The sequence below is a fragment of the Micromonospora chaiyaphumensis genome (assembly GCF_900091435.1).
Classification (GTDB): domain Bacteria; phylum Actinomycetota; class Actinomycetes; order Mycobacteriales; family Micromonosporaceae; genus Micromonospora; species Micromonospora chaiyaphumensis.
Map to the genome: position 1 here is coordinate 393,417 of NZ_FMCS01000004.1, position 25,595 is coordinate 419,011.

The 25,595-nt window shown below is 68.7% G+C and carries 31 protein-coding genes; all 31 read right to left on the reverse strand.

Going from position 1 to position 25,595, the window contains the following annotated elements; genetic code table 11:
* Positions 1-87: 87 nt before the first annotated feature.
* The 31 genes from rplO to rplJ all read right to left on the reverse strand — a co-directional run bounded on the left by rplO (position 88) and on the right by rplJ (position 25,451).
* On the reverse strand, positions 88-531 hold the full coding sequence (gene rplO, locus GA0070214_RS13825; RefSeq protein WP_091262788.1) for a 50S ribosomal protein L15: 444 nt from the start codon (positions 529-531) through the stop codon (positions 88-90).
* Positions 531-713, reverse strand: coding sequence for a 50S ribosomal protein L30 (rpmD, locus tag GA0070214_RS13830; protein ID WP_013473693.1), 183 nt, complete (start codon positions 711-713; stop codon positions 531-533). Before rpmD ends, rplO begins: the two co-directional genes overlap by 1 nt.
* Complete coding sequence (gene rpsE / locus GA0070214_RS13835; RefSeq protein WP_091262790.1) at positions 713-1,327, reverse strand: 30S ribosomal protein S5; 615 nt, start codon at positions 1,325-1,327, stop codon at positions 713-715. The genes rpmD and rpsE overlap by 1 nt, the downstream gene beginning before the upstream one ends.
* Before the next feature lie 33 nt (positions 1,328-1,360).
* Positions 1,361-1,750, reverse strand: coding sequence for a 50S ribosomal protein L18 (rplR, locus tag GA0070214_RS13840; RefSeq protein ID WP_091262791.1), 390 nt, complete (start codon positions 1,748-1,750; stop codon positions 1,361-1,363).
* Positions 1,747-2,289, reverse strand: coding sequence for a 50S ribosomal protein L6 (rplF, locus tag GA0070214_RS13845; protein ID WP_091262793.1), 543 nt, complete (start codon positions 2,287-2,289; stop codon positions 1,747-1,749). The genes rplR and rplF overlap by 4 nt, the downstream gene beginning before the upstream one ends.
* Before the next feature lie 16 nt (positions 2,290-2,305).
* On the reverse strand, positions 2,306-2,713 hold the full coding sequence (rpsH, locus tag GA0070214_RS13850) for a 30S ribosomal protein S8 (RefSeq protein ID WP_013288624.1): 408 nt from the start codon (positions 2,711-2,713) through the stop codon (positions 2,306-2,308).
* 96 nt (positions 2,714-2,809) lie between these two features.
* Positions 2,810-2,995, reverse strand: coding sequence for a type Z 30S ribosomal protein S14 (locus tag GA0070214_RS13855; protein ID WP_007073023.1), 186 nt, complete (start codon positions 2,993-2,995; stop codon positions 2,810-2,812).
* Position 2,996: 1 nt separating this feature from the next.
* Entirely contained in the window at positions 2,997-3,566 is a 570-nt protein-coding gene (gene rplE / locus GA0070214_RS13860; protein ID WP_091262796.1) for a 50S ribosomal protein L5, read from the reverse strand.
* Complete coding sequence (rplX, locus tag GA0070214_RS13865; RefSeq protein ID WP_007465276.1) at positions 3,566-3,886, reverse strand: 50S ribosomal protein L24; 321 nt, start codon at positions 3,884-3,886, stop codon at positions 3,566-3,568. The genes rplE and rplX overlap by 1 nt, the downstream gene beginning before the upstream one ends.
* Positions 3,883-4,251, reverse strand: a complete 369-nt coding sequence (rplN, locus tag GA0070214_RS13870) for a 50S ribosomal protein L14 (protein ID WP_007073026.1) — start codon at positions 4,249-4,251, stop codon at positions 3,883-3,885. The genes rplX and rplN overlap by 4 nt, the downstream gene beginning before the upstream one ends.
* Before the next feature lie 97 nt (positions 4,252-4,348).
* The gene (gene rpsQ / locus GA0070214_RS13875; RefSeq protein ID WP_091262798.1) at positions 4,349-4,624 is read right to left on the reverse strand and encodes a 30S ribosomal protein S17; all 276 of its coding nucleotides are present in this window, start codon (positions 4,622-4,624) and stop codon (positions 4,349-4,351) included.
* Entirely contained in the window at positions 4,621-4,857 is a 237-nt protein-coding gene (gene rpmC / locus GA0070214_RS13880) for a 50S ribosomal protein L29 (protein WP_007073028.1), read from the reverse strand. Before rpmC ends, rpsQ begins: the two co-directional genes overlap by 4 nt.
* A complete protein-coding gene (gene rplP / locus GA0070214_RS13885) occupies positions 4,857-5,282 on the reverse strand; it encodes a 50S ribosomal protein L16 (RefSeq protein WP_073834927.1) in 426 nt (141 codons plus the stop codon). Before rplP ends, rpmC begins: the two co-directional genes overlap by 1 nt.
* 3 nt (positions 5,283-5,285) lie before the next feature.
* Positions 5,286-6,158, reverse strand: a complete 873-nt coding sequence (gene rpsC, locus GA0070214_RS13890; RefSeq protein ID WP_091262800.1) for a 30S ribosomal protein S3 — start codon at positions 6,156-6,158, stop codon at positions 5,286-5,288.
* On the reverse strand, positions 6,158-6,613 hold the full coding sequence (gene rplV / locus GA0070214_RS13895) for a 50S ribosomal protein L22 (protein WP_073834929.1): 456 nt from the start codon (positions 6,611-6,613) through the stop codon (positions 6,158-6,160). Before rplV ends, rpsC begins: the two co-directional genes overlap by 1 nt.
* A 40-nt stretch (positions 6,614-6,653) precedes the next feature.
* Entirely contained in the window at positions 6,654-6,935 is a 282-nt protein-coding gene (gene rpsS, locus GA0070214_RS13900; RefSeq protein WP_007073032.1) for a 30S ribosomal protein S19, read from the reverse strand.
* Between the two features lie 12 nt (positions 6,936-6,947).
* Positions 6,948-7,787, reverse strand: coding sequence for a 50S ribosomal protein L2 (gene rplB / locus GA0070214_RS13905; protein WP_091262802.1), 840 nt, complete (start codon positions 7,785-7,787; stop codon positions 6,948-6,950).
* A gap of 12 nt (positions 7,788-7,799) precedes the next feature.
* Positions 7,800-8,102 (reverse strand): 50S ribosomal protein L23, encoded by a 303-nt coding sequence (gene rplW / locus GA0070214_RS13910; RefSeq protein ID WP_073834931.1) that lies wholly within the window; start codon positions 8,100-8,102, stop codon positions 7,800-7,802.
* Positions 8,099-8,749 (reverse strand): 50S ribosomal protein L4, encoded by a 651-nt coding sequence (gene rplD / locus GA0070214_RS13915; RefSeq protein WP_091262804.1) that lies wholly within the window; start codon positions 8,747-8,749, stop codon positions 8,099-8,101. The genes rplW and rplD overlap by 4 nt, the downstream gene beginning before the upstream one ends.
* On the reverse strand, positions 8,746-9,411 hold the full coding sequence (gene rplC, locus GA0070214_RS13920) for a 50S ribosomal protein L3 (RefSeq protein ID WP_091262806.1): 666 nt from the start codon (positions 9,409-9,411) through the stop codon (positions 8,746-8,748). The genes rplD and rplC overlap by 4 nt, the downstream gene beginning before the upstream one ends.
* 11 nt (positions 9,412-9,422) lie before the next feature.
* Positions 9,423-9,731, reverse strand: coding sequence for a 30S ribosomal protein S10 (rpsJ, locus tag GA0070214_RS13925; protein WP_007073037.1), 309 nt, complete (start codon positions 9,729-9,731; stop codon positions 9,423-9,425).
* A gap of 354 nt (positions 9,732-10,085) precedes the next feature.
* Positions 10,086-11,279 (reverse strand): elongation factor Tu, encoded by a 1,194-nt coding sequence (tuf, locus tag GA0070214_RS13930; protein WP_091262807.1) that lies wholly within the window; start codon positions 11,277-11,279, stop codon positions 10,086-10,088.
* Between the two features lie 222 nt (positions 11,280-11,501).
* Positions 11,502-13,598, reverse strand: coding sequence for an elongation factor G (gene fusA, locus GA0070214_RS13935; protein WP_091262809.1), 2,097 nt, complete (start codon positions 13,596-13,598; stop codon positions 11,502-11,504).
* 75 nt (positions 13,599-13,673) lie between these two features.
* Positions 13,674-14,144, reverse strand: a complete 471-nt coding sequence (gene rpsG / locus GA0070214_RS13940) for a 30S ribosomal protein S7 (RefSeq protein WP_013735957.1) — start codon at positions 14,142-14,144, stop codon at positions 13,674-13,676.
* Between the two features lies 1 nt (position 14,145).
* The gene (gene rpsL / locus GA0070214_RS13945) at positions 14,146-14,520 is read right to left on the reverse strand and encodes a 30S ribosomal protein S12 (protein WP_007465318.1); all 375 of its coding nucleotides are present in this window, start codon (positions 14,518-14,520) and stop codon (positions 14,146-14,148) included.
* A 533-nt stretch (positions 14,521-15,053) separates the two neighbouring features.
* Entirely contained in the window at positions 15,054-15,482 is a 429-nt protein-coding gene (locus GA0070214_RS13950; RefSeq protein ID WP_091263124.1) for a hypothetical protein, read from the reverse strand.
* 556 nt (positions 15,483-16,038) lie between these two features.
* On the reverse strand, positions 16,039-16,395 hold the full coding sequence (locus GA0070214_RS13955) for a hypothetical protein (RefSeq protein ID WP_091263125.1): 357 nt from the start codon (positions 16,393-16,395) through the stop codon (positions 16,039-16,041).
* A gap of 94 nt (positions 16,396-16,489) precedes the next feature.
* Positions 16,490-20,377: a DNA-directed RNA polymerase subunit beta' gene (locus tag GA0070214_RS13960; RefSeq protein ID WP_091262811.1), complete on the reverse strand. Its 3,888-nt coding sequence runs from the start codon at positions 20,375-20,377 to the stop codon at positions 16,490-16,492.
* A gap of 81 nt (positions 20,378-20,458) precedes the next feature.
* The gene (rpoB, locus tag GA0070214_RS13965) at positions 20,459-23,890 is read right to left on the reverse strand and encodes a DNA-directed RNA polymerase subunit beta (RefSeq protein ID WP_091262812.1); all 3,432 of its coding nucleotides are present in this window, start codon (positions 23,888-23,890) and stop codon (positions 20,459-20,461) included.
* 574 nt (positions 23,891-24,464) lie between these two features.
* Positions 24,465-24,851, reverse strand: a complete 387-nt coding sequence (gene rplL / locus GA0070214_RS13970; protein WP_091262814.1) for a 50S ribosomal protein L7/L12 — start codon at positions 24,849-24,851, stop codon at positions 24,465-24,467.
* Positions 24,852-24,905: 54 nt separating this feature from the next.
* A complete protein-coding gene (gene rplJ / locus GA0070214_RS13975; RefSeq protein ID WP_091262816.1) occupies positions 24,906-25,451 on the reverse strand; it encodes a 50S ribosomal protein L10 in 546 nt (181 codons plus the stop codon).
* Between the last annotated feature and the right edge of the window lie 144 nt (positions 25,452-25,595).

A 25,595-nucleotide genomic window follows, 5' to 3' on the forward strand; every position in this document is an offset into this window, starting at 1 on the left:
GAATCCGATGTTACCCGGCGCACATGAGCCGGGTAGAGCACGGCGCCCGCCCAGTTGCGGACAACTGAGCGGGCGCCATGACGTGCCTTACAGCTCGGTGACCGAGCCGCCGGCCGCGGTGATCTTCTCCTTGGCCGACGCGCTGAACGCGTGCGCCGACACCTGGAGCGCCACACCGCCGAGGTCGCCGGTGCCGAGCACCTTGACCGGCTGGCCCTTGCGGACCGCGCCGGCCTCGGCCAGCTCGACGGGGCCGACCTGGCCGCCGTTCGGGAAGAGCTCGGCGAGCCGGTCCAGGTTGACCACCTGGAACACGACCTTGAACTTGTTCTTGAAGCCCTTCAGCTTCGGCAGGCGCATGTGGATGGGCATCTGCCCACCCTCGAACGCCGCCGAGATGTTCTTCCGGGCCTTGGAACCCTTGGTACCGCGACCGGCGGTCTTGCCCTTCGAGCCCTCACCGCGACCCACGCGGGTCTTGTCGGTCTTGGCTCCGGGCGCCGGGCGCAGGTGGTGCACCTTGATCGTCATTACTCGACCTCCTCGACCTTCACGAGGTGGTTGACCGTGAAGATCATGCCCCGGATCTCCGGCCGGTCCTCCTTGACCACCACGTCGTTGATCCGCTTGAGACCGAGCGAACGCAGCGAGTCACGCTGGTTCTTCTTGGTCCCGATCTCGGACCGGACCTGGGTGACCTTCAGGCGTGCCATCAGGACGCCACCCCCGCCCGCGACGCCAGCATGGCGGCCGGCGCGACGTCCTCGACCGGCAGACCACGACGGGCCGCGACCTGCTCCGGCGACTCGAGCGCCTTCAGGGCCGCCACCGTGGCGTGCACGATGTTGATCGGGTTGGACGAGCCGAGGCTCTTGGAGAGCACGTCGTGGATGCCCGCGCACTCCAGCACGGCACGCACCGGACCGCCGGCGATGACACCCGTACCGGCCGAGGCCGGCTTGAGCAGCACCACACCGGCCGCGTCCTCGCCCTGCACCGGGTGCGGGATCGACTGGCCGATCCGCGGCACCTTGAAGAAGTGCTTCTTGGCCTCCTCGACACCCTTGGCGATCGCCGCGGGCACCTCCTTGGCCTTTCCGTAGCCCACGCCGACGGTGCCGTCGCCGTCGCCCACGATCACCAGGGCGGTGAAGCTGAAGCGACGACCACCCTTCACGACCTTGGCGACGCGGTTGATCGCGACGACCCGCTCGAGGTGCGGGGTCTTCTCGACGGGCGCGTTTCCGCGGCCGCCCTCACGGCGGTTGTCGCGGCGACCACCCTCGTTGCCACCGGACCCGCCGCCACGGCGCTGTTGACCTGGCATCAGCAGCCTTCCTTCTCTCTCGTGACGGGGTTTCTAGAACTCGAGCCCGGCTTCGCGGGCGGCGTCGGCAAGCGCGGCGACCCGCCCCGCGTACCGGTTGCCACCGCGGTCGAAGACGACCTTCGAGACGCCGGCGGCCTTGGCCCGCTCGGCGAGCAGGGCGCCGACCTTGCCGGCCAGGGCGCTCTTGTCGCCCTCGACGCCGCGCAGCGAGGCGTCCATGGTCGAGGCCGACGCCAGGGTGTGACCCTTGGTGTCGTCCACGATCTGGGCGACCATGTGCCGCAGGGAGCGGGTGACGACCAGGCGGGGACGCTCGGTGGTGCCGCTGACGTTCTTGCGGACCCGGAAGTGCCGGCGCGCACGCCCGACGGCCCGCTTGGCGGCGACGCCGCGGCGGCGCTTGAGCAGCGTGGCGCTCACTTCTTACCTGCCTTTCCAGCCTTGCGGCGGATGACCTCGCCCTGGTACTTCACGCCCTTGCCCTTGTAGGGCTCCGGCGGGCGGATCTTCCGGATGTTGGCGGCGACCTCGCCGACCTGCTGCTTGTCGATGCCGGCCACGTGGAACAGCGTCGGCCGCTCCACCGTGAAGGTGATGCCCTCCGGGGCCGGAACCAGCACCGGGTGCGAGAACCCGAGCGCGAACTCGAGGTCCTTGCCCTTGGCGGTCACGCGGTAACCGGTGCCGGCGATCTCGAGGCTCTTGCGGTAGCCCTCGGTCACGCCGACGATCATGTTGGCCACCAGCGTACGGCTCAGGCCGTGCAGCTCCTTGGCCTTGCGCTCGTCGTTGGGCCGGTTGACGTGCAGCGCGCCGTCCTCGCCCCGCTCCGCCGTGATCGGCTCGGCCAGTACGTGGCTCAGCTCGCCCTTGGGGCCCTTGACCTTGACGGTCTGGCCGTCGATGGTGATGTCGACGCCGGCTGGCACCGGGATCGACTTACGTCCAATACGCGACATTTCTACCTGTCTCCCGTTACCAGACGAAGGCGAGGACTTCCCCGCCAACGCTCCGCTTGCGGGCCTGCCGGTCGGTGAGCAGCCCCTGGGACGTCGAAATGATCGCCACGCCCAGCCCGCCGAGCACCCGCGGGAGCCCGTCCGACTTGGCGTACACCCGGAGACCGGGCTTGGACACGCGCTTGATGCCGGCCAGGCTCCGCTCCCGGTTCTGGCCGTACTTCAGCTCGACGACCAGTCGCTTGCCGACGGCGCCCTCCTCGGGCTCCTCGACCGACCAGGTGGCGATGTAACCCTCGGCCTTGAGGACCTCGGCGATGTTCGCCTTGATCTTCGAGTAGGGCATCGTCACCCGGTCGTGGTACGCCTGGTTGGCGTTACGCAGACGCGTGAGCATGTCTGCGATCGGGTCGGTCATCGTCATGAAATTCGTCAACCTTTCTCGCCGGGGTTCCCCGGGCCAGGCCCGGGGCCTACGGCGAAGAGACAGTTCAGCTGACGCGCTGAGCGCGCCGGGCTATTACCAGGAAGCCTTGGACACGCCGGGCAGCTCACCGCGGTGGGCCATCTCCCGGATGCACACCCGGCAGAGACCGAACTTGCGGTAGACCGCCTTCGGACGCCCGCACCGCTGGCAGCGGGTGTACGCGCGAACCGAGAACTTCGGCTTCGCGGCCGCCTTGAGGATCAGCGCCTTCTTGGCCATCTCAGTTCTCCTTGAACGGGAAGCCCAGGAGCTTGAGCAGCGCCCGGCCCTCGTCGTCGGTCGTGGCGGTCGTGACCACCGTGATGTCCATGCCCCGCTGGCGATCGATCTTGTCCTGGTCGATCTCGTGGAACACCGACTGCTCGGTCAGACCGAACGTGTAGTTGCCGTGGCCGTCGAGCTTGCGCCCGTCCAGGCCGCGGAAGTCGCGGATACGCGGCAGCGCGATCGAGAGCAGCCGGTCCAGGAACTCCCACATCCGGTCGCCCCGCAGGGTGACCTTGGCGCCGATCGGCATGCCCTCGCGCAGCTTGAACTGCGCGATGGACTTGGTCGCCCGCCGCACCAGCGGCTTCTGGCCGGTGATGGTGGCCAGGTCGCGGACGGCGCCGTCGATCAGCTTGGCGTCGCGAGCGGCCTCGCCGACGCCCATGTTGACGACGATCTTGACCAGCCCGGGCACCTGCATGGGGTTGCCGTAGTTGTACTGCTCCTGCAGCTTCGCCACGACCTCGTTGCGGTACCGCTCCTTGAGGCGCGGCAGGGTCTTGGTTTCGGTAGCCGTGGTCATCAGAGGTCCTTACCGGTGCTACGCGCGATGCGGACCTTCTGGCCGTTGTCGTCGATCCGGTAACCGACGCGGGTCGGCTTGCCGTCGGAGTCCAAGACCTGCACGTTCGAGACGTGGATCGGGGCCTCCTGGGTGACGATGCCACCGGTCTTGGCGCCACGCTGGGTGGTGCTGATGCGGGTGTGCTTCTTGACCCGGTTCACGCCCTCGACCAGGACCTTGTCCTGCCGCGGGTAGGCCGCGATGACCTTGCCCTTGGCACCCTTGTCCTTGCCGGCGATGACGACGACCGTGTCGCCCTTCTTGACCTTCACGGTCACAACACCTCCGGCGCGAGAGAAATGATCTTCATGAACCGCTTGTCCCGCAGCTCGCGGCCCACCGGGCCGAAGATGCGGGTGCCGCGCGGGTCCCCACCGTCCTTGATGATGACGGCGGCGTTCTCGTCGAAGCGGATGTACGAGCCGTCCGGCCGCCGCTTCTCCTTGGCGGTGCGAACGACGACGGCCTTGACGACGTCGCCCTTCTTCACACCGGCACCGGGGATCGCGTCCTTGACCGTGGCCACGATGACGTCGCCGATGCTCGCGTAGCGCCGACCGGAGCCACCGAGAACCCGGATGCACAGGATCTCCCGGGCACCCGTGTTGTCGGCGACGCGCAGTCGCGACTCCTGCTGAATCACGTCTATCTCCTATGTCTGCCGGTTCTCCGGCCGCCGGGGGCGGCCGGAGCCTGGCGGAACCTGCGCCCGACCGAACCCGGCCGAGCTCGAGCCTTCGCTACTTGGCCTTCTCGAGGATCTCCACGAGCCGCCACCGCTTGGTGGCGGACAGCGGCCGGGTCTCCATGATCAGGACCCGGTCGCCGATGCCGGCCGAGTTCTGCTCGTCGTGGACCTTCAGCTTGCTGGTGCGGCGCATGATCTTGCCGTACAGCGCGTGCTTGACCCGGTCCTCGACCTCGACCACGACGGTCTTTTCCATCTTGTCGCTGACCACGAGACCCTCACGCACCTTGCGACGGGCCCGCGCGGCGGCGGTGGTGTTCTCACTCATGATGCAGTCACCTCAGTCGGCGCGGCCGAGAGACCCAGCTCACGCTCACGCATGATCGTGTAGATCCGGGCGATCTCCCGACGGATGACCTGCAGCCGCCGGTTGTTGTCCAGCTGCCCGGTTGCGGCCTGCACGCGGAGGTTGAACAGCTCCGCCTTCGCCTCGCGCAGCTTCGTGACCAGCTCCTCCTCGGAGAGCTCACGCAGCTCGGAGGCCTTGACGCCCGCTGCCATCAGGATTCACCCACTTCGCGCGTAACAATGCGGCACTTCATCGGGAGCTTGTGGATCGCGCGACGCATCGCCTCTCGCGCGATCTGCTCGTTGGGGAAGGACATCTCGAAGAGAACCCGCCCCGGCTTGACGTTGGCGACCCACCACTCGGGCGAACCCTTACCGGAACCCATGCGGGTTTCCGCCGGCTTCTTGGTGAGGGCCTGGTCCGGGAAGATCGTGATCCAGACCTTGCCGCCACGCTTGATGTGACGGGTCATCGCGATACGCGCCGACTCGATCTGGCGGTTGGTCACGTACGCCGGCTCGAGAGCCTGGATCCCGAACTCGCCGAACACCACCCGGTTACCGCCCTTGGACGCGCCGTGGCGGTCCGGGTGGTGCGGCTTGCGGAAGCCCTTCGGGGGCTTGCGCGGCATCAGCATCTGTCAGCCCTCCTGCTGCGTTTCTGCCGGCTGGGTCGCGGCCGCGGCCACGGCTCCGGCGTCGACCGGCTCACCGGCCGGCGTCTCCGCCTGCTGCGCGATGGTGGTCGCGGCAGCCCGGCCGGCCTCGGTGCCACCGGCGGTCGTACCCGACGAACCCGACCGGCCACGGCGCGGCCGCTCCGGCCGGTCGCCACGGTCGCGGCGCGGGCCGCGCGACGGGGCGGCCTCGGCCGGGGCCTCACGGCCCGGGACGGCGTCGCCCTTGTAGATCCAGACCTTCACACCGATCCGGCCGAAGGTGGTACGGGCCTCGAAGAAGCCGTACTCGATGTTGGCCCGCAGGGTGTGGAGCGGGACCCGGCCCTCGCGGTAGAACTCGGTCCGGCTCATCTCGGCGCCGCCGAGACGGCCCGAGACCTGCACCCGGATGCCCTTGCAGACCGGGTTCTTCATCGCGGACTGCATCGCCTTGCGCATGGCCCGACGGAAGCTGACCCGGCTGGACAGCTGCTCGGCGACGCCCTGGGCGACCAGCTGCGCGTCCGACTCGGGGCTCTTCACCTCGATGATGTTCAGCTGAACCTGCTTGCCGGTGAGCTTCTCCAGCTCGCCGCGGATCCGGTCGGCCTCCGCACCCTTACGGCCGATGACGATGCCCGGCCGGGCGGTGTGGATGTCGACGCGGACCCGGTCCCGGGTGCGCTCGATGTCGACCTTGGAGATGCCGGCGCGCTCGAGGCCCTTGGACATCATGCGGCGGATCTTGACGTCCTCGCCGATGTAGTCCTTGTAGAGCTTGTCCGCGAACCAGCGGGACTTCCAGTCGGTCGAGATGCCGAGCCGGAACCCAGTGGGGTGAACCTTCTGACCCATTACTCGGCACCCTCCGTCGTGCTCTGCCCCTCAGCCGCCTCGGCCTGCTTGGCCGGGGCGGCCTTCTTCGCCGACTTCTTCGGCGCGGCCGGCGCCACCGCCTCGACCGCCACGGTGATGTGGCAGGTGCGCTTGCGGATCCGGTACGCCCGGCCCTGCGCCCGCGGCCGGAACCGCTTCATCGTCGGGCCCTCGTCGACGAACGCCTCGCTGACGAGCAGCGCGTCGGGGTCCAGCCGCTCGTTGTTCTCCGCGTTGGCGATCGCGCTCGCGAGCACCTTGTACACCTGCTCGCTCGCAGCCTGCGGCGCGAACTGCAGCACCGTGAGCGCCTCCTTCGCGGGCAGGCCGCGGACGAGGTTGACCACCCGGCGCGCCTTCATCGGCGAGATGCGCACGTGCCGCGCAACCGCCCGCGCGCCCGGAAGCACCGGAGCGTCGCCCTTTCCTGGCATCGCTGTAACCCCTTGTTCCTCTATCCGTATGCCCGCGGCGTCAGCGCCGGCGGCTCTTCCGGTCGTCCTTCTCGTGACCCTTGAACGTGCGGGTCAGCGCGAACTCGCCGAGCTTGTGCCCGACCATGGCCTCGGTCACGAAGACCGGGACGTGCTTGCGTCCGTCGTGCACGGCGATCGTGTGGCCCAGCATCTCCGGGATGATCGTCGAGCGCCGCGACCAGGTCTTGATGACGTTCTTCGAGCCCTTGTCGTTCTGCGTCTCCACCTTCTTGAGCAGGTGGTCGTCGACGAACGGGCCCTTCTTCAGGCTGCGAGGCATGTCTTATCTCCCTCAGCCGCGCTTACGCGTGGCGTAGCGGCGGCGGACGATCAGCCGGTCGCTCGGCTGGCCCTTACGACGGGTGCGGCCCTCGGGCTTACCCTGCGGGTTGACCGGGTGGCGACCACCGGAGGTCTTACCCTCACCACCACCGTGCGGGTGGTCCACCGGGTTCATGGCGACACCACGGACGGTCGGGCGCTTGCCCTTCCACCGCATGCGGCCGGCCTTACCCCAGTTGATGTTCGACTGGTCGGCGTTGCCGATCTCGCCGACGCTGGCGCGGCAGCGCACGTCGACCCGCCGGATCTCGCCGGACGGCATGCGGAGGGTCGCGTACGCGCCCTCACGGCCGAGCAGCTGGATGCCGACGCCGGCCGAGCGGGCCAGCTTGGCGCCACCGCCCGGACGCAGCTCCACGTTGTGGATGGTGGTACCGACCGGGATGTTGCGCAGCGGCAGGTTGTTGCCCGGCTTGATGTCGGCGCTCGGCCCCGACTCCACCCGGTCGCCCTGCTTCAGGTCCTTCGGCGCGATGATGTAGCGCTTCTCGCCGTCGGCGTAGTGCAGCAGCGCGATGCGCGCGGTGCGGTTCGGGTCGTACTCGATGTGCGCGACCTTCGCCGGCACGCCGTCCTTGTCGACCCGCTTGAAGTCGATCAGACGGTACTGCCGCTTGTGGCCGCCACCGTGGTGCCGCGTGGTGATCCGGCCGTGGGCGTTGCGTCCGCCCTTCTTCGGCAGCGGAGCCAGCAGCGACTTCTCGGGCGTCGACCGGGTGATCTCGGCGAAGTCGGCGACGCTCGAGCCACGCCGGCCCGGCGTCGTCGGCTTGTACTTACGGATAGCCATTGTCTACACCCCTCAGCTGACCGGGCCGCCGAAGGCCTCGATACGGTCACCGTCAGCCAGCTTCACGATCGCCCGCTTGGTGGCCTTGCGCTGACCGAAGCCGGTCTTGGTGCGCTTGCGCTTGCCCTCGCGGTTGAGCGTGTTGACCGTCAGGACGCGGACGTTGAAGATCTGCTGGATAGCGATCTTGATCTCGGTCTTGTTGGCGTCCGGGTGCACCAGGAAGGTGTACCAGTTCCGGTTCAGCTCGCTGTAGCTCTTCTCCGAGACGACCGGGGCGACGATGATGTCGCGCGGATCGGCGATCGTGCTCACTTGCCACCCTCCTCGGTGGTCTCGGCGGGAACGCCCAGGAACTCGTCCAGGGCCTCCTTCGTGAAGACCACGTCGTCGGCCACCAGCACGTCGTACGTGTTGAGCTGGCCGGCCTCGATCAGGTGCACCCGCGGCTCGTTGCGCAGCGACACCCAGTTCAGCTCGTCGGTGCTGCTCAGCACGACCAGGACCCGACGGGCCTCGGTCAGCTTCGCCAGCGTGGCCAGCGCGGCCTTGGTCGACGGCTTCTCGCCCGAGACGAACGCCTCGACGACGTGCACCTGGCCGGCGCGGGCCCGGTCGGAGAGGGCGCCACGCAGGGCGGCGGCCTTCATCTTCTTCGGGGTGCGCTGGCTGTAGTCGCGCGGCACCGGGCCGTGGACCACGCCACCGCCGGCGAACTGCGGCGCGCGGGTCGAGCCCTGGCGGGCACGACCGGTGCCCTTCTGCTTGTACGGCTTCTTGCCTCCACCGGAGACCTCGCCGCGGGTCTTGGTCTTGTGCGTGCCCTGCCGGGCCGCCGCCAGCTGAGCCACCACGACCTGGTGCATCAGCGGGATGTTGGCCTGGGCGTCGAAGATGTCGGCGGGCAGCTCGACGGAGCCGGCCTTGTTGCCTTCGACGTTGAGGACGTCAACGGTGGTCACTTGGCCGCACCGCCCTTCTTCACCTTGGTCTTGGCCGCGGTACGGACCAGGACCAGCGCGCCCTTGGGGCCGGGAATGGCGCCGCGGACGAGCAGGAGGTTGTTCTCGGTGTCCACCGCCTGGACGGTGAGGTTCTGGACGGTGTAGCGCACGCCACCCATCCGACCCGCCATCCGGGTGCCCTTGAAGACGCGACCCGGGGTCGCGCAGGCGCCGATCGAGCCCGGCGAGCGGTGCTTGCGCTCGACACCGTGGCTGGCGCGCAGACCGTGGAAGCCGTGTCGCTTCATCGGGCCGGCGTAGCCCTTGCCCTTGGTCTTGCCGGTGACGTCGATGGTCACGCCGGCCGGGAACTCCTCGACCGTGACCTCCTGGCCCGGCGAGTAGTCGCCGGCGTCCGTGGTGCGCAGCTCGACGATGTGCCGGCGCGGCGCGACGTCCGCCTTGGCGTAGTGCCCGGCGATCGGCTTCTTGACCTTGCGCGGGTCGATGGCCCCGTACGCCAGCTGGACCGCGGAGTAACCGTCCTTGTCGGCGCTACGAACCTGGCTCACGACGCACGGGCCGGCCTGAACCACGGTCACGGGAACAACGCGGTTGTTGTCCCAGACCTGGGTCATGCCGAGCTTTGCGCCCAGGATCCCCTTGACTTGCCTGTCCATTTGTCCGGTCCCTACAGCTTGATCTCGATGTCGACGCCAGCCGGCAGGTCGAGGCGCATGAGCGAGTCGACCGTCTTCGGGGTCGGGTCGATGATGTCGATCAGACGCTTGTGCGTGCGCATCTCGAAGTGCTCGCGCGAGTCCTTGTACTTGTGCGGCGAGCGGATAACGCAGAAACGGTTGATCTCCGTGGGCAGCGGCACCGGGCCAGCGACCTGCGCCCCGGTACGCGTCACCGTCTCGACGATCTTCCGAGCCGAGGAGTCGACGACCTCGTGGTCATAGGCCTTGAGCCGGATGCGGATCTTCTGTCCCGCCATGGTGGCTTCTGTTCCTTCTCTCGATGCCGCTGTGTTGCGGGCGCCTGTACCGGCTGGTACAGGCCCACTTCGCCGACCCCCGCGGTCGGGCGTGTCGCGCCCGTGGGCCAGGCTCCGCCCCGGGACTCCGGAGCGATTTCCGACCACGCGGTGGGTCATGGCGCCGATCGCGGTGACCGCGACCTGGACGCCGCGCGAGGGTGGTTGACCGCCATGGGCGATCAACCACCCCTACGCGAGACTGTCCGACGCCCGGAGGTCCAGCGTTAACCGGACGCAGGCGACTGACCGTCGTTACGCAACCTGACTAGTATGCCGCACGACCGGCGGCGACGCTAATCGGGGTTACCCAGCTCACTTGACGATCTTGGTGACGCGACCAGCGCCGACCGTGCGGCCACCCTCCCGGATCGCGAACTTGAGGTTCTCCTCCATCGCGATGGGCTGGATCAGCTTCACGGACATCGTGGTGTTGTCGCCCGGCATGACCATCTCGGTGCCCTCGGGCAGCGTGACGACGCCGGTAACGTCCGTGGTCCGGAAGTAGAACTGCGGACGGTAGTTCTGGAAGAACGGGGTGTGCCGGCCGCCCTCCTCCTTGGAGAGGATGTAGACCGTCGCCTCGAACTCCGTGTGCGGGGTCGTGGTGCCCGGCTTGATGACGACCATGCCGCGCTCGACGTCCTCGCGCTTGATGCCGCGGAGGAGCAGACCGACGTTCTCGCCGGCCCGGGCCTCGTCGAGCAGCTTGCGGAACATCTCGATGCCGGTGCAGGTGGTCTTCATCGACTTCTCGCGGATGCCGACGATCTCCACCTCCTCGTTCGGCTTGAGGATGCCACGCTCGGCGCGACCGGTGACGACGGTGCCACGACCGGTGATCGTGAACACGTCCTCGATCGGCATCAGGAACGGCTTCTCGGTCTCGCGCTCCGGCTGCGGGATCGCGGTGTCGACAGCGTTCATGAGGTCCATGAGCTTGCCGGTCCACTCGGGGTCACCCTCGAGGGCCTTCAGCGCCGAGACCCGCACGACCGGCAGGTCGTCACCCGGGTACTCCTGCGACGAGAGCAGCTCGCGGACCTCGAGCTCGACGAGCTCCAGGAGCTCCTCGTCGTCGACCATGTCGCTCTTGTTGAGCGCCACGACGATGTACGGCACGCCGACCTGACGGGCCAGCAGCACGTGCTCGCGGGTCTGCGGCATCGGGCCGTCGGTCGCCGCCACCACCAGGATCGCGCCGTCCATCTGGGCGGCACCGGTGATCATGTTCTTGATGTAGTCGGCGTGACCGGGGCAGTCGACGTGCGCGTAGTGACGCGCCTCGGTCTGGTACTCGACGTGCGCGATGGAGATCGTGATGCCGCGGGCCTTCTCCTCCGGCGCCTTGTCGATCTCGTCGAACGGCGTGTACGGGTTGAGGTCCGGGAACTGGTCGTGCAGGACCTTGGTGATGGCCGCCGTCAGCGTCGTCTTACCGTGGTCGATGTGACCAATGGTGCCGATGTTGACGTGCGGCTTAGTCCGCTCGAACTTCGCCTTCGCCACTGGTGTCCTCCTGTGGACTTTCTTGGTTCGTTCGCCCCGGCGCGCCGGTCGGCGCTTAGGACTCTGTCGACAGCCTTTCCGGCCTGACGGCCGGAGAGCCTTTGTGGGTTCTGCGGCGATGAAGCCTACAGGCCCGGATTCACACAATCCGACCGAGGTGGCCGCGGGCGGGAGAACCCTCCCGCGACCAGCCCCGGATCAACGGATCAGCTCAGGTGAGCGTCACTCACCCGTCGCCTTGGCGATGATCTCCTTCGCGACGCTCTGCGGAACCTCCGCGTAGGAGTCGAACTGCATGCTGTAGCTAGCCCGGCCCTGGGTCTTCGACCGCAGGTCGCCGACGTAGCCGAACATCTCCGACAACGGCACCAGGGCGCGGACGACGCGGGCACCGCCGCGCTCCTCCATCGCCTGGATGATGCCGCGGCGGGAGTTGAGGTCGCCGATGACGTCACCCATGTTCTCCTCAGGAGTGGTGACCTCAACGGCCATCATCGGCTCGAGCAGCGCCGGGTCGGCCTTGCGGGCCGCCTCCTTCAGCGCCATCGAACCGGCGATCTTGAACGCCATCTCGGACGAGTCGACCTCGTGGTACTGACCGTCCACCAGCGTCAGCTTGACACCCACCAGCGGGAAGCCGGCGAGGATGCCGTACTGCATGGCGTCCTGGGCGCCCGCGTCCACCGACGGGATGAACTCCCGGGGGATGCGGCCACCGGTGACGGCGTTCGCGAACTCGTAGGTCGGCGAGTCGTTGTCCAGCGGCAGCGGCTCCAGGGCGATGATCACCCGGGCGTACTGGCCGGAACCACCGGTCTGCTTCTTGTGGGTGTACTCGACCTTGTCCACCGCGCGGCGGATGGTCTCGCGGTACGCCACCTGCGGCTTACCGATGTTCGCCTCGACGTTGAACTCGCGGCGCATCCGGTCCACCAGGATGTCCAGGTGGAGCTCCCCCATGCCGGAGATGACCGTCTGGCCGGTCTCCTCGTCCAGCTTGACGCGGAAGGTCGGGTCCTCCTCGGCCAGCCGCTGGATGGCGGTGCTGAGCTTCTCCTGGTCAGCCTTGGTCTTCGGCTCGATGGCCACCTCGATGACCGGCTCCGGGAAGGTCATCGACTCGAGGATGACCGGGTTCGCCGGGTCGCACAGGGTGTCACCGGTGGTGGTCTGCTTCAGACCCTGGACCGCGATGATGTCGCCGGCCTTGGCGGAGCTGCGCTCCTCCCGCTTGTTGGCGTGCATCTGGTAGATCTTGCCGATCCGCTCCTTGCGGTCCTTGGTGGAGTTGACCACCTGGGACCCGGACTCGACCACGCCGGAGTAGACCCGGACGTAGGTGAGCTTGCCGAGGTGCTTGTCGGTCTGGATCTTGAAGGCCAGGCCGGAGAACGGCTCCGAGGTGGACGGCTTCCGCTGCAGCGGGGTCTCGCCGTCGGTCGCGGTGCCCTCGATCGCCGGGATGTCCAGCGGCGACGGCAGGAAGTCGACCACGGCGTCGAGCATCGGCTGGACGCCCTTGTTCTTGAACGCGGAGCCGCAGAGAACCGGGTTGGCCTTGCCGGCGATGGTGGCCCGACGGATGGCGGCCTTGATCTCCTCGACGGAGATGTCCTCGCCCTCCAGGTACTTCTCCATCACCGAGTCGTCGACGTCGGCCAGGGTCTCCATGAGCTTCTCGCGCCACTCGGCCGCGGAGTCGGCCAGGTCGGCCGGGATCTCCTCGATCGCGTAGTCCTCACCCTTCTGGGTCTCCCCGCGCCAGGTGAGGGCGCGCATGCCGATCAGGTCGACGACACCGATGTGGTCGCCCTCGAGCCCGATCGGGATCTGGAGCACCAGCGGGGTGGCGTTGAGCCGGTCGATCATCATCTGCACGCAGCGGAAGAAGTCGGCACCGGTCCGGTCGAGCTTGTTGACGAAGCACATGCGCGGGACGTTGTACTTGTCGGCCTGCCGCCAGACGTTCTCCGTCTGCGGCTCGACGCCGGCGACGCCGTCGTAGACCGCGACCGCACCGTCCAGGACACGCAGCGACCGCTCCACCTCGACCGTGAAGTCGACGTGGCCGGGCGTGTCGATGATCTGGATCGTGTGGCCCTTCCACTCGCACTTGGTGGCGGCGGAAGTGATGGTGATACCGCGCTCCTGCTCCTGCTCCATCCAGTCCATGACGGCAGCGCCCTCGTGGACCTCACCGATCTTGTACGTGATACCGGTGTAGAACAGGATTCGCTCGGTGGTAGTGGTCTTACCGGCATCGATGTGCGCCATGATGCCGATGTTGCGTACGTTGGCGAGCGCGTCTGCGGCGGCCACTTCAATCCCTACTTATCGTCGTCTAGACACAACTGGTGGCGGTTCCGGCGCCTCGTGGGCGCCGGAACCAGGGTGTTACCAGCGGTAGTGCGCGAAGGCCTTGTTGGACTCGGCCATCTTGTGCGTGTCCTCGCGCCGCTTGACGGCGGCACCGAGGCCGTTGCTCGCGTCCAGCAGCTCGTTCATCAGCCGCTCGACCATGGTCTTCTCGCGCCGGGCGCGGGAGTAGGTGACCAGCCAGCGCAGGCCGAGAGTGGTCGCGCGGGCCGGCCGCACCTCGACCGGAACCTGGTAGGTGGCGCCACCGACGCGACGGCTGCGGACCTCGAGGGTCGGCTTCACGTTGTCCATCGCCCGCTTCAGCGTGACGACGGGGTCGGTGCCGGACTTCTCGCGGCAGCCCTCGAGGGCGGCGTAGACGATGCGCTCGGCGAGCTGGCGCTTGCCGCGCAGCAGGATCTTGTTCACCAGCTGGGTGACCAGCGGCGAGTTGTACACCGGGTCAGCGACCAGCGGCTTCCGCGGAGCGGGTCCCTTACGCGGCATGTCAGCTCTTCTCCTTCTTCGCGCCGTAGCGGCTGCGAGCCTGCTTGCGGTTGCGGACACCCTGGGTGTCCAGCGAGCCGCGAACGATCTTGTACCGCACGCCGGGGAGGTCCTTCACACGGCCGCCACGCACGAGCACGATCGAGTGCTCCTGCAGGTTGTGGCCGACGCCCGGGATGTAGGCGGTCACCTCGATCTGGCTGCTGAGCTTGACACGAGCGACCTTGCGCAGCGCCGAGTTCGGCTTCTTCGGGGTGGTGGTGTACACGCGGGTGCACACGCCGCGCCGCTGGGGAGACCCCTTGAGCGCCGGGGTCTTGGTCTTGGTCGTCTTGGCCTGACGGCCCTTTCGGACCAGCTGCTGAATGGTGGGCACCGGGTTTCTCCGCTCCCTTCGGCCGCTGCGAGGCGACCGCGCCGTCTGCTCTAGCCGGCCTGATGGACGGCTCTCCTACATTCCAACCAGGGCCACCTGACGGGGTCCCAGCACCCGCGGTCGGGCGTGTCGCCCGAGTCACGGTCCCGGCGCGGCCACTCGCGCGTCCCACCGGGTTTCTGTCACCGGCGCAGGAAACTCCCGACGCCAGGTCTTGAGGCTCTGTCGTGCGGCGGCGCGATCACCGGTTCACCGGCTCCAGCGCACGCACGCATTGCCCGGGCTGGCCCGGGCACAAGGGGAAAGAGTACCTACCACAGCCGCGCAGGTCAAAACGGAGCGGTCCGGGAGAACCGCCTAGCGGTCCGCCGGCCGATCGCATCCTGCCCGCACGCCCGTCATGGGTACCTACGGGAACAAGTGTACCGGCTTCCGCGGCACTCGGCCCGGCGGCCCCGGTACCGCCCGCGCACCGGCCATCCCGGCATACCGGTCGTTCCTGGTCAACGCGCCGCCCGGCCGGGGCGGCGCGATCACGTGATCTGCACCACCAGGGCCAGCGCGAGCCCGGCCACGCTGACGAGCAGCCCCACTCCCCCGCAGCTGAGCCCGGCGACGGCCAGGCCGCGACCGGTGAAGCGGACCGCCGGCGGCGGCGCCGGCCGGCGGATCTGCCGCCGGGCCAGCAGCCCTGCGACCACGGCCGCGGTGCCGGCGATCACCCCGAGCACCGTGAAGGCACCGGCGGCCCAGGCACCCCCGTAGTTCGGCCCGGCGACGCCGAAGCAGAGCACCAGCAGCGAGACCAGGATCGAGGCGATCCCGGTCACCAGCGACCCGATGGCGAGCCCCGAGGTCACCGGCGGCACGTCCAGGTGGACCACCCCGAACGGGGTGCCCGGAACGGCGTCGACACGCTTCGGCGGGCGCGGCGCCTCGCGCGGAGGCGGCGGCACCGACACGTGCGGCCGGCCCCAGCCACCGCCGGCCGGCGGGCTCCCGGGCGCCGCCCACCCACCGCCGGACCCCGGCTGGTTCCCCGGGTACGCCACGGACGCCGGCCAGCCCCCCGCCGCCACCGACGGTCCGGGTGCGGTCGGGGCGGAGTAGCCCGCCTGGTGCAGCGGGGAACCGGGCGGATTCGAGGGTCCACCGGGGGGCGGGGCGGCGTAGCTCCCGTGGTGCGGCGGCGCGGGCGGATACGGCCCGGCGGGCGGCCAGGATCCGGGCGGCGCGGACTGTGGCGAGCCGGGCGGCGGGGCGTACCCCGAGGGGGTGGCATCCGTCGACGCGCCGGGCCGCGGCCCGGTGGCGTCCGGTCCGGCCCAGGGGCTGGCCGGCGACGGCCCGCCGGCGTCCGGCCCGGTGCCGGGGCGGGTCGGCTCGCCTCCCGGCGGGGCCGGTTCCGTCACGGGGTCCTCCTGTCGACGCGGCGCGCCCGCCGCGCGGCGGACACCGGCCAGGCTACCGTCGCGGGTCCCGCCCGCGGGGTCGGGCGCGGGGCGCTCCCCCGGCGGGTCAGTCGATGTTCGGGGCGAAGTCGTGCCCGAACGGGGCGCCCGCCAGCCGGACCACGCCGATCACCACGGCCGCCACGATCGCGACGGCCGCGAGCAGCAGCCCCGTCCAGGCCAGCTGCTCGCCCCGGCGCACCCAGCCGGCGCCGGTGAGGAAGCCGCCCGAGACGTACGCCTCCCGGCGGGCCTGCCGGGCGAGGGTGAGCGCGATGGTCGCGGGCACCACCCCACCGACGAAGAAGCCGGTGAGCGCCCCGATCAGCCCGAGGGCGAACACCGCGCGGGCCTTGGTGGAGCGGACCGGCTCGGGATCGAGCGGGTGGCGGTGCCCCTGCTGGGCGACGGGCACGGTCGTCATGCCCACCATCATGCCCCGGCGGACCGCCCCGGACCGCGCCACGGACGCGACGAGGCCCCCGGCGCGTGCCGGGGGCCTCGTCGTTTCCTACTGCTTAGCGGTACGACCCGAAGTCGAAGTCGTCCAGCGGCACCGCCTGGCCGCTGGCCGGCCCGAAGCCGTAGTCGGTCTCCGGGTAGCCGGTCATCGAGTAGACCTTGGCCTTCGCCTCCTCGGTCGGCTCGACCCGGACGTTGCGGTACTTGCTGATGCCCGTACCGGCCGGGATGAGCTTACCGATGATCACGTTCTCCTTGAGACCGATCAGCGAGTCGCTGCGGGCGTGGATCGCCGCGTCCGTCAGCACCCGGGTGGTCTCCTGGAAGGAGGCCGCCGACAGCCAGGAGTCCGTGGCCAGCGAGGCCTTGGTGATACCCATCAGCACCGGGCGACCGGCGGCGGGCTCGCCACCCTCGCCGACGAGCCGGCGGTTCTCCGACTCGAACAGCGCCCGGTCGACCAGCACGCCCGGCAGGAACTCGGTCGAGCCGGAGTCGATGACCGTCACCCGCTTGAGCATCTGGCGGATGATGATCTCGATGTGCTTGTCGTGGATGAGCACACCCTGCGAGCGGTAGACCTCCTGGACCTCCTGGGTCAGGTGGACCTGGACCGCGCGCGGGCCGAGGATGCGCAGCAGCTCGTGCGGGTCGATGGTGCCCTCGGTGAGCTTCTCGCCGACCTCGACGTGGTCGCCGTCGTGCGCCCGGAGCCGGACCCGCTTCGAGATCTTGTCGTAGACGATCTCGTCGCTGCCGTCGTCCGGGATGACGACGATCTTGCGGGACCGCTCGCCGTCCTCGATCCGGATCCGACCCGGGGTGTCGGCGATGGGCGCCTTACCCTTCGGGACCCGGGCCTCGAAGATCTCCTGGACACGGGGCAGACCCTGGGTGATGTCCTCACCCGCGACACCACCGGTGTGGAAGGTACGCATCGTCAGCTGCGTACCCGGCTCACCGATCGACTGGGCGGCGATGATGCCGACCGCCTCGCCGACGTCCACGGTCTTGCCGGTCGGCAGCGAGCGGCCGTAGCACGCACCGCAGACGCCCAGCTTCGACTCGCAGGTGAGCACGCTGCGCACCCGCACCGTCTCCACCCCGGCCGCGACGATCGCGTCGACCAGGATCGAGTTGAGGTCCTGACCCCGCTGGGCCACCACGGTGCCGTCCGGCCCCTTGATGTCGTCGGCCAGGGTCCGGGCGTGCACGCTGGTCTCGGCGTGCTCGTGCACGACCAGCTTGCCGTCGAGCCGCTCGCCGATCTGCATCGGGATGGCGCGGTCGGTGCCGCAGTCCTCCTCGCGGATGATGACGTCCTGCGAGACGTCCACCAGACGCCGGGTCAGGTAACCCGAGTCGGCGGTACGCAGGGCGGTGTCCGCGAGACCCTTCCGGGCACCGTGCGTGGAGATGAAGTACTCCAGCACGGACAGACCCTCCCGGTACGAGGCCTTGATCGGCCGCGGGATGATCTCGCCCTTCGGGTTGGCCACCAGACCACGGATCGCCGCGATCTGCCGGAGCTGGAGCAGGTTACCGCGGGCACCCGAGTTGATCATCTTCCACAGCGGGTTCTCCTGCGGCAGCGCGGTGTCCATCTCCTTGGCGACCTCGTTGGTCGCCTTGGTCCAGATCTCGATGAGCTCGCCGCGACGCTCCTCGGCGGTCATCAGACCACGCTGGTACTGCTTGTCGATCCGGTCGGCTTCCTTCTCGTACCGGTCCAGGATCTCCCGCTTGCGCGGGGGAGCGATGACGTCCTCCATGCCGATGGTGACGCCGGACCAGGTGGCCCAGTGGAAGCCGGCCTCCTTGAGCCCGTCCAGGGTGGCCGCCAGGGCCACCTTCGGGAAGCGCTCGGCGAGGTCGTTGACGATCGCGGAGAGCTGACCCTTGCGGATCTCGTAGTTCACGAACCGGTAGCCCTGCGGCAGGGTCTCGTTGAACAGGACCCGGCCCAGGGTGGTCTCCACCGTCACCGGCTCGCCCTCGACCCAGCCCTCGGGCGCGACCCACGGCTCCGCGCCGGCGCCGTTGTCGACACCGACGATGCCTCGCAGGCGGATCTTGACCGGAGTCTGCAGGTGCAGCTCACGGTTGTCGAACGCCATCCGCGCCTCGGCGTCCGAGCTGAACGCCCGGCCCTCGCCCTGCCCACCCGGGGTGAGGTGGGTGAGGTGGTAGAGGCCGATGACCATGTCCTGGGTGGGCATGGTGACCGGCTTGCCGTCGGCCGGCTTGAGGATGTTGTTCGACGACAGCATCAGGATCCGCGCCTCGGCCTGGGCCTCGGCGGACAGCGGCACGTGGACCGCCATCTGGTCACCGTCGAAGTCGGCGTTGAACGCGGTGCAGACCAGCGGGTGGATCTGGATCGCCTTGCCCTCGACCAGCTGCGGCTCGAAGGCCTGGATGCCCAGCCGGTGCAGGGTCGGCGCCCGGTTCAGCAGGACCGGGTGCTCACCGATGACCTCTTCCAGCACGTCCCACACGACCGGCCGCTGCCGCTCGACCATCCGCTTGGCGGACTTGATGTTCTGCGCGTGGTTGAGGTCCACCAGCCGCTTCATCACGAACGGCTTGAACAGCTCCAGCGCCATCTGCTTGGGCAGGCCGCACTGGTGCAGCTTGAGCTTCGGGCCGACCACGATGACCGAACGGCCGGAGTAGTCGACGCGCTTGCCGAGCAGGTTCTGGCGGAACCGGCCCTGCTTGCCCTTGAGCATGTCCGAGAGCGACTTCAGCGGGCGGTTACCCGGACCGGTGACCGGCCGGCCGCGACGGCCGTTGTCGAACAGCGCGTCGACGGCCTCCTGGAGCATCCGCTTCTCGTTGTTGACGATGATCTCGGGCGCGCCGAGGTCGATCAGCCGCTTGAGGCGGTTGTTCCGGTTGATCACGCGGCGGTACAGGTCGTTCAGGTCGGAGGTCGCGAAGCGGCCACCGTCCAGCTGCACCATCGGACGCAGGTCCGGCGGGATGACCGGGACGCAGTCCAGCACCATGCCGAGCGGCGAGTTGCGGGTGTTCTGGAACGCCGCCACGACCTTGAGCCGCTTGAGCGCCCGGATCTTCCGCTGGCCCTTGCCGGACCGGATGGTCTCGCGCAGGCTCTCGGCCTCGGCCTCCAGGTCCATGTTCTGGACCAGCGCCTTGATGGCCTCGGCGCCCATGCTGCCGGTGAAGTACTCGCCGAAGCGGTCGCGCAGCTCGCGGTAGAGCAGCTCGTCGGTGACCAGCTGCTTCGGCTCGAGCTTGCGGAAGGTGTCGAGGACCTCGTCGAGGCGGTCGATCTCGCGCTGGGCCCGGTCGCGGATCTGGCGCATCTCGCGCTCTCCGCCCTCCTTGACCTTGCGCCGGACGTCCGCCTTCGCGCCCTCGGCCTCCAGCTCGGCCAGGTCGGCCTCGAGCTTGGCGGCCCGCTTCTCGATCTCCGAGTCGCGGCTGTTCTCGGCCTGCCGCTTCTCGGCCAGGATCTCGTTCTCGATGGTCGAGAGGTCACGGTGACGCGCTTCGGCGTCCACGCTCGTCACGACGTACGAGGCGAAGTAGATGATCTTCTCGAGGTCCTTGGGGGCGAGGTCCAGCAGGTAGCCCAGCCGGCTCGGCACGCCCTTGAAGTACCAGATGTGGGTCACCGGAGCGGCCAGCTCGATGTGACCCATCCGCTCCCGGCGAACCTTGGAGCGGGTCACCTCGACGCCGCAGCGCTCGCAGATGATGCCCTTGAAGCGGACCCGCTTGTACTTACCGCAGTAGCACTCCCAGTCCCGCTGCGGACCGAAGATCTTCTCGCAGAAGAGCCCGTCCTTTTCCGGCTTCAGGGTGCGGTAGTTGATGGTCTCGGGCTTCTTGACCTCGCCGTGGGACCACTGACGGATGTCGTCGGCGGTGGCGAGACCGATGCGCAGCTCGTCGAAGAAGTTGACGTCGAGCACTATGTCCCCTATGTCGTCGTCTGTACTGCTTAGCTAACGGGTGGGGTCGGGAGCCGGCGGACCGGCTCCCGACCGCTCACCTCAGACCTCTTCGACCGAGCTCGGCTCGCGCCGGGACAGGTCGATGCCCAGCTCCTCCGCGGCCCGGAACACCTCGTCGTCGGTCTCGCGCATCTCGAGGGCCACACCGTCGCTGGAGAGCACCTCGACGTTGAGGCACAGCGACTGCAGCTCCTTGAGCAGCACCTTGAACGACTCCGGGATGCCCGGCTCCGGGATGTTCTCGCCCTTGACGATCGCCTCGTAGACCTTGACCCGGCCGAGGACGTCGTCGGACTTGATGGTCAGCAGCTCCTGCAGGGCGTAGGCGGCGCCGTACGCCTGCATGGCCCAGCACTCCATCTCACCGAAGCGCTGGCCACCGAACTGCGCCTTACCACCCAGCGGCTGCTGCGTGATCATCGAGTACGGGCCGGTCGACCGGGCGTGGATCTTGTCGTCGACCAGGTGGTTGAGCTTGAGGATGTAGACGTAGCCGACCGCGATCGGGTCCGGCAGCGGCTCGCCGGAGCGACCGTCGAACAGCTGCGCCTTCCCGGAGGAGCCGATCAGCTGCTTGCCGTCCCGGTTGGGCAGGGTCGACGCGAGCAGACCGGAGATCTCCTCCTCCCGGGCACCGTCGAAGACCGGAGTGGCCACGTTGGTGTCGGGCTCGGACTCGTGCGCCTCGATCGAGCGGAGCTGGCGCTTCCACTCGGCGTCGTCGCCGTCCACGCTCCAGCCGGTCTTGGCCACCCACCCGAGGTGGGTCTCCAGGACCTGGCCGATGTTCATCCGGGACGGCACACCGAGCGGGTTCAGCACGATGTCGACCGGGGTGCCGTCCTCCAGGAACGGCATGTCCTCGATCGGCAGGATCTTGGAGATGACGCCCTTGTTGCCGTGGCGGCCCGCGAGCTTGTCACCGTCCTGGATCTTGCGCTTCTGGGCCACGTAGACCCGGACCAGCTCGTTCACGCCCGGGGGCAGCTCGTCGCCGTCCTCGCGGGAGAAGGTACGCACACCGATGACCGTGCCGGTCTCGCCGTGCGGCACCTTCAGCGAGGTGTCCCGGACCTCGCGCGCCTTCTCGCCGAAGATCGCGCGGAGCAGCCGCTCCTCGGGGGTCAGCTCGGTCTCACCCTTCGGGGTGACCTTGCCGACCAGGATGTCGCCGGGGACGACCTCGGCGCCGATCCGGATGATGCCGCGCTCGTCGAGGTCGGCGAGCATCTCCTCGCTGACGTTCGGGATGTCGCGGGTGATCTCCTCCGGGCCGAGCTTGGTGTCCCGGGCGTCGACCTCGTGCTCCTCGATGTGGATCGAGGTGAGCACGTCCTGCTGCACGAGGCGCTGCGACAGGATGATCGCGTCCTCGTAGTTGTGGCCCTCCCAGGTCATGAACGCCACGAGCAGGTTGCGCCCGAGCGCCATCTCGCCCTCGTCGGTGCACGGACCGTCGGCGATGACCTGGCCGGCCTCGACGCGGTCGCCCTCGAAGACGACCGGCTTCTGGTTGACGCAGGAGCCGGCGTTGGAGCGGCGGAACTTGTGCAGCAGGTACGTCCGGCGGTGGCCGTCGTCCTGGTGGACGGTGATGTAGTCCGCGCAGAGGTCCTCGACCACACCGCCGACCTCGGCGACGACCACGTCACCGGCGTCGACGGCCGCCCGGTACTCCATGCCCGTGCCGACCAGCGGGGCCTCGGCCTTGACCAGCGGCACCGCCTGACGCTGCATGTTCGCGCCCATGAGCGCGCGGTTGGCGTCGTCGTGCTCGAGGAACGGGATCATCGCGGTCGCGACCGAGGTCATCTGCCGCGGCGACACGTCCATGTAGTCGACGGCCGACGGCGCCACGTCCTCGGTCTCGCCGCCCTTACGGCGGACCAGGACGCGGTCCTCGGCGAACGACCCGTCCGACTTCAGCGGGGCGTTGGCCTGCGCCTTGACGAACCGGTCCTCCTCGTCCGCGGTCAGGTAGTCGATCTGGTCGGTGACCCGACCGTCGATGACCTTCCGGTACGGCGTCTCGATGAAGCCGAACGGGTTGACCCGGGCGAAGGTGGAGAGCGCGCCGATCAGGCCGATGTTCGGGCCTTCCGGCGTCTCGATCGGGCACATCCGGCCGTAGTGGGACGGGTGCACGTCACGGACCTCGAAGCCGGCCCGCTCCCGGGACAGACCACCCGGGCCGAGCGCGCTCAGCCGGCGCCGGTGGGTCAGGCCCGCCAGCGGGTTGGTCTGGTCCATGAACTGGGACAGCTGCGACGTGCCGAAGAACTCCTTGATCGCCGCCACGACCGGGCGGATGTTGATCAGGGTCTGCGGCGTGATCGCCTCGACGTCCTGGGTGGTCATCCGCTCGCGGACGACCCGCTCCATGCGGGAGAGACCCACCCGGACCTGGTTCTGGATCAGCTCGCCCACGGTGCGCAGGCGCCGGTTGCCGAAGTGGTCGATGTCGTCGGCCTCGTAGCCCTCCTCACCGGCGTGCAGCCGGCAGAGGTATTCCACGGTGGCGACGATGTCGTCCTCGGTCAGCGTGCCGGTGGTGATCGGCACGTCCAGCTCGAGCTTCTTGTTGAACTTGTAACGACCGACCTTGGCGACGTCGTACCGCTTCGGGTTGAAGAAGAGGTTGTCGAGCAGGGTCTGGGCGTTCTCACGGGTCGGCGGCTCGCCGGGGCGGAGCTTCCGGTAGATGTCGAGCAGCGCCTCGTCCTGCCCGGCGATGTGGTCCTTCTCGAGCGTGGTCATCATCAGCTCGGACCAGCCGAACTTCTCGCGGATCTGCTCCGCGGACCACCCGATGGCCTTGAGCAGGACGGTGACGGCCTGCCGGCGCTTGCGGTCGATGCGTACGCCGACCGTGTCGCGCTTGTCGATGTCGAACTCCAGCCAGGCACCCCGGCTCGGGATCACCTTGACGCTGGAGAGGTCGCGGTCGGAGGTCTTGTCCGGCTGCTTGTCGAAGTAGACGCCCGGCGAGCGGACGAGCTGGCTGACCACGACGCGCTCGGTGCCGTTGATGATGAAGGTGCCCTTCGGCGTCATCATCGGGAAGTCACCCATGAACACCGTCTGGCTCTTGATCTCGCCAGTGGTGTTGTTGGTGAACTCCGCGGTCACGAACAGCGGCGCGCAGTAGGTCAGGTCCTTCTCCTTGCACTCCTCGATCGAGGCCTTGACCTCGTCGAAGCGCGGAGCCGAGAAGGAGAGCGACATGGTGCCGGAGAAGTCCTCAATGGGACTGATCTCGTCGAGGATCTCCGCGAGACCCGAGCGTGCGTGCGGGTCGTCCGACGACCGGCCCTGCCAAGCCTCGTTGCCGACGAGCCAGTCGAAGGACTCGTTCTGGATGGCGAGGAGGTTGGGGACCTCGAGGTGTTCGGTAATCCGACCGAAAGAAACTCGGCGGGGCGCGAAAGCGCTCGACGTACGACTGGTCTTCGCAGGGCGGGAAGCTGCCAAGATGCGTCCTTCCGAGGACCGGTGCTGCAGAACGGCTGGTACGCGTGCACTCCAATGACCCCACCAGAATTATCCGTAAACGGACATTTCCGAGCAGGGGTCAAGTCGGAAGGCAGCGCAAACTAGCAGTGTAGCCGAGAGGCTAACCGCTGTCCAGCCCACCCCGCAGGTCATCGCGGAACTTGCCTCGGGACCTCGGAAAACCGGGTCAACCGGGCTGCTCGGAACGCGATGTTCCTGCCGGTCCGCTCGGGCGGAGCGGCGGTGGTGCTGCCGTTGCCTTACCCGAGAGGCGGCCGTTGCAAGCGCGGAAGGTCTTGCTGGTGCCAGCGTGCCTGTCAGCCGGGTGTCGCGTCAAGGGCCGGTTACCGCTCGGGGTGTCTTTCCCACCGACGGGCTACCGACAGGCGTTGCTGTGAAGCCGGTACGAGCAACCTGGATGCCCTGCTCACGCCGCTGCCACCGGTTGCCACCAACCACAGCGGGCGGCGATCCGTTCCCGGATCACCGCCCGCTGCGAACGCGGTGTGCCCCGGCTCACGTGAGCCGGACGCGCGTCAGGTCGAACTCAAGGTCACTTGAGGGTGACCTTGGCGCCCTCGCCCTCGAGCTTGGCCTTGGCCTTGTCGGCGGTCTCCTTGTTGACCTTCTCCAGGACCGGCTTCGGGGCGGCCTCGACCAGGTCCTTGGCCTCCTTGAGGCCCAGGCCGGTCAGCTCGCGCACGACCTTGATGACCTGGATCTTCTTGCCACCGTCGGCGTCGAGGATGACGTCGAACTCGTCCTTCTCCGGCTCGGCCTCGGCGGCCGGGCCGGCGGGGCCGCCGGCGGCGGCGACGGCGACCGGAGCCGCCGCGGTGACCTCGAAGGTCTCCTCGAACTGCTTCACGAACTCGGAGAGCTCGATCAGCGTCATCTCCTTGAACGCGTCGAGCAGCTCGTCGGTGCTGAGCTTCGCCATGTCTGGCGTCCTTTCTGAAAGTGAAAACTAAGAACGTGGGTGCGCCGGGTGGCCTCAGGCCGCCTCGGCGCCCTCCTTCTCGCGCTTGTCCTGCAGAGCGGCCGCCAGACGCGCGGTCTTGGCGAGCGGAGCCTGGAACAGGGCCGCGGCCTTGCTCAGGTTGCCCTTCATGGCGCCGGCCAGCTTGGCCAGCAGCACCTCGCGGGACTCCAGGTCGGCGAGCTTCGTGACCTCGGCCGCGGAAATGGCCTTGCCCTCGAAGACACCGCCCTTGATGACGAGCTTCGGGTTGGCCTTCGCAAAGGCGCGAAGCCCCTTCGCCGCCTCGACGACGTCGCCCGAAACGAAAGTCAGCGCGGTAGGACCGGTGAACAGCTCGTCGAGGCCGGAGATGCCCGCATCGCTCGCCGCACGCTTCGCCAGCGTGTTCTTCGCGATCGTGTAGCTGGTCTCCTTGCCGAGCGAGCGCCGCAGCTGGGTGAGCTGCGAAACCGTGAGCCCGCGGTACTCGGTCAGCACGGTCGCCCCCGCATTGCGGAAGCTCTCGGTCAGCTCGGCGACGGCCGTGGCCTTGTCGGCCCGGATCGGCTTGTCCGCCATGTCCCTCCTCTCTCGTTGCTCGGAGCTGGTACGCCGGCGACGAAAAGCTCGCGACGGCGGCGGAGGTCTCACGACAACGAGAAAAGCCCCGGCGCAGGGCGCACGGGGCGAGGGCCGGCATCATGATCGCGGTCGGCGGACCAC

What these genes read in the sequence shown, in the direction of transcription:
- rpsG (WP_013735957.1), bottom strand. Translation starts at nt 14,144, where the DNA reads ATGCCGCGTAAGGGACCCGCTCCGCGGAAGCCGCTGGTCGCTGACCCG.
- rplV (WP_073834929.1), bottom strand. Translation starts at nt 6,613, where the DNA reads ATGCCAGGAAAGGGCGACGCTCCGGTGCTTCCGGGCGCGCGGGCGGTT.
- rplO (WP_091262788.1), bottom strand. Translation starts at nt 531, where the DNA reads ATGACGATCAAGGTGCACCACCTGCGCCCGGCGCCCGGAGCCAAGACC.
- rplC (WP_091262806.1), bottom strand. Translation starts at nt 9,411, where the DNA reads ATGGACAGGCAAGTCAAGGGGATCCTGGGCGCAAAGCTCGGCATGACC.
- rpsS (WP_007073032.1), bottom strand. Translation starts at nt 6,935, where the DNA reads ATGCCTCGCAGCCTGAAGAAGGGCCCGTTCGTCGACGACCACCTGCTC.
- rpsE (WP_091262790.1), bottom strand. Translation starts at nt 1,327, where the DNA reads ATGCCAGGTCAACAGCGCCGTGGCGGCGGGTCCGGTGGCAACGAGGGT.
- rpsJ (WP_007073037.1), bottom strand. Translation starts at nt 9,731, where the DNA reads ATGGCGGGACAGAAGATCCGCATCCGGCTCAAGGCCTATGACCACGAG.
- rpsQ (WP_091262798.1), bottom strand. Translation starts at nt 4,624, where the DNA reads ATGAGTGAGAACACCACCGCCGCCGCGCGGGCCCGTCGCAAGGTGCGT.
- rplF (WP_091262793.1), bottom strand. Translation starts at nt 2,289, where the DNA reads ATGTCGCGTATTGGACGTAAGTCGATCCCGGTGCCAGCCGGCGTCGAC.
- GA0070214_RS13855 (WP_007073023.1), bottom strand. Translation starts at nt 2,995, where the DNA reads ATGGCCAAGAAGGCGCTGATCCTCAAGGCGGCCGCGAAGCCGAAGTTC.
- GA0070214_RS13955 (WP_091263125.1), bottom strand. Translation starts at nt 16,395, where the DNA reads ATGACGACCGTGCCCGTCGCCCAGCAGGGGCACCGCCACCCGCTCGAT.
- rplJ (WP_091262816.1), bottom strand. Translation starts at nt 25,451, where the DNA reads ATGGCGGACAAGCCGATCCGGGCCGACAAGGCCACGGCCGTCGCCGAG.
- rplB (WP_091262802.1), bottom strand. Translation starts at nt 7,787, where the DNA reads ATGGCTATCCGTAAGTACAAGCCGACGACGCCGGGCCGGCGTGGCTCG.
- rplL (WP_091262814.1), bottom strand. Translation starts at nt 24,851, where the DNA reads ATGGCGAAGCTCAGCACCGACGAGCTGCTCGACGCGTTCAAGGAGATG.
- rpmD (WP_013473693.1), bottom strand. Translation starts at nt 713, where the DNA reads ATGGCACGCCTGAAGGTCACCCAGGTCCGGTCCGAGATCGGGACCAAG.
- rplE (WP_091262796.1), bottom strand. Translation starts at nt 3,566, where the DNA reads ATGACCACGGCTACCGAAACCAAGACCCTGCCGCGCCTCAAGGAGCGG.
- rplP (WP_073834927.1), bottom strand. Translation starts at nt 5,282, where the DNA reads ATGCTGATGCCGCGCAAGCCCCCGAAGGGCTTCCGCAAGCCGCACCAC.
- rpsC (WP_091262800.1), bottom strand. Translation starts at nt 6,158, where the DNA reads ATGGGTCAGAAGGTTCACCCCACTGGGTTCCGGCTCGGCATCTCGACC.
- rpmC (WP_007073028.1), bottom strand. Translation starts at nt 4,857, where the DNA reads ATGGCAGCGGGCGTCAAGGCCTCCGAGCTGCGTGAGCTCTCCGAGGAG.
- rpsH (WP_013288624.1), bottom strand. Translation starts at nt 2,713, where the DNA reads ATGACGATGACCGACCCGATCGCAGACATGCTCACGCGTCTGCGTAAC.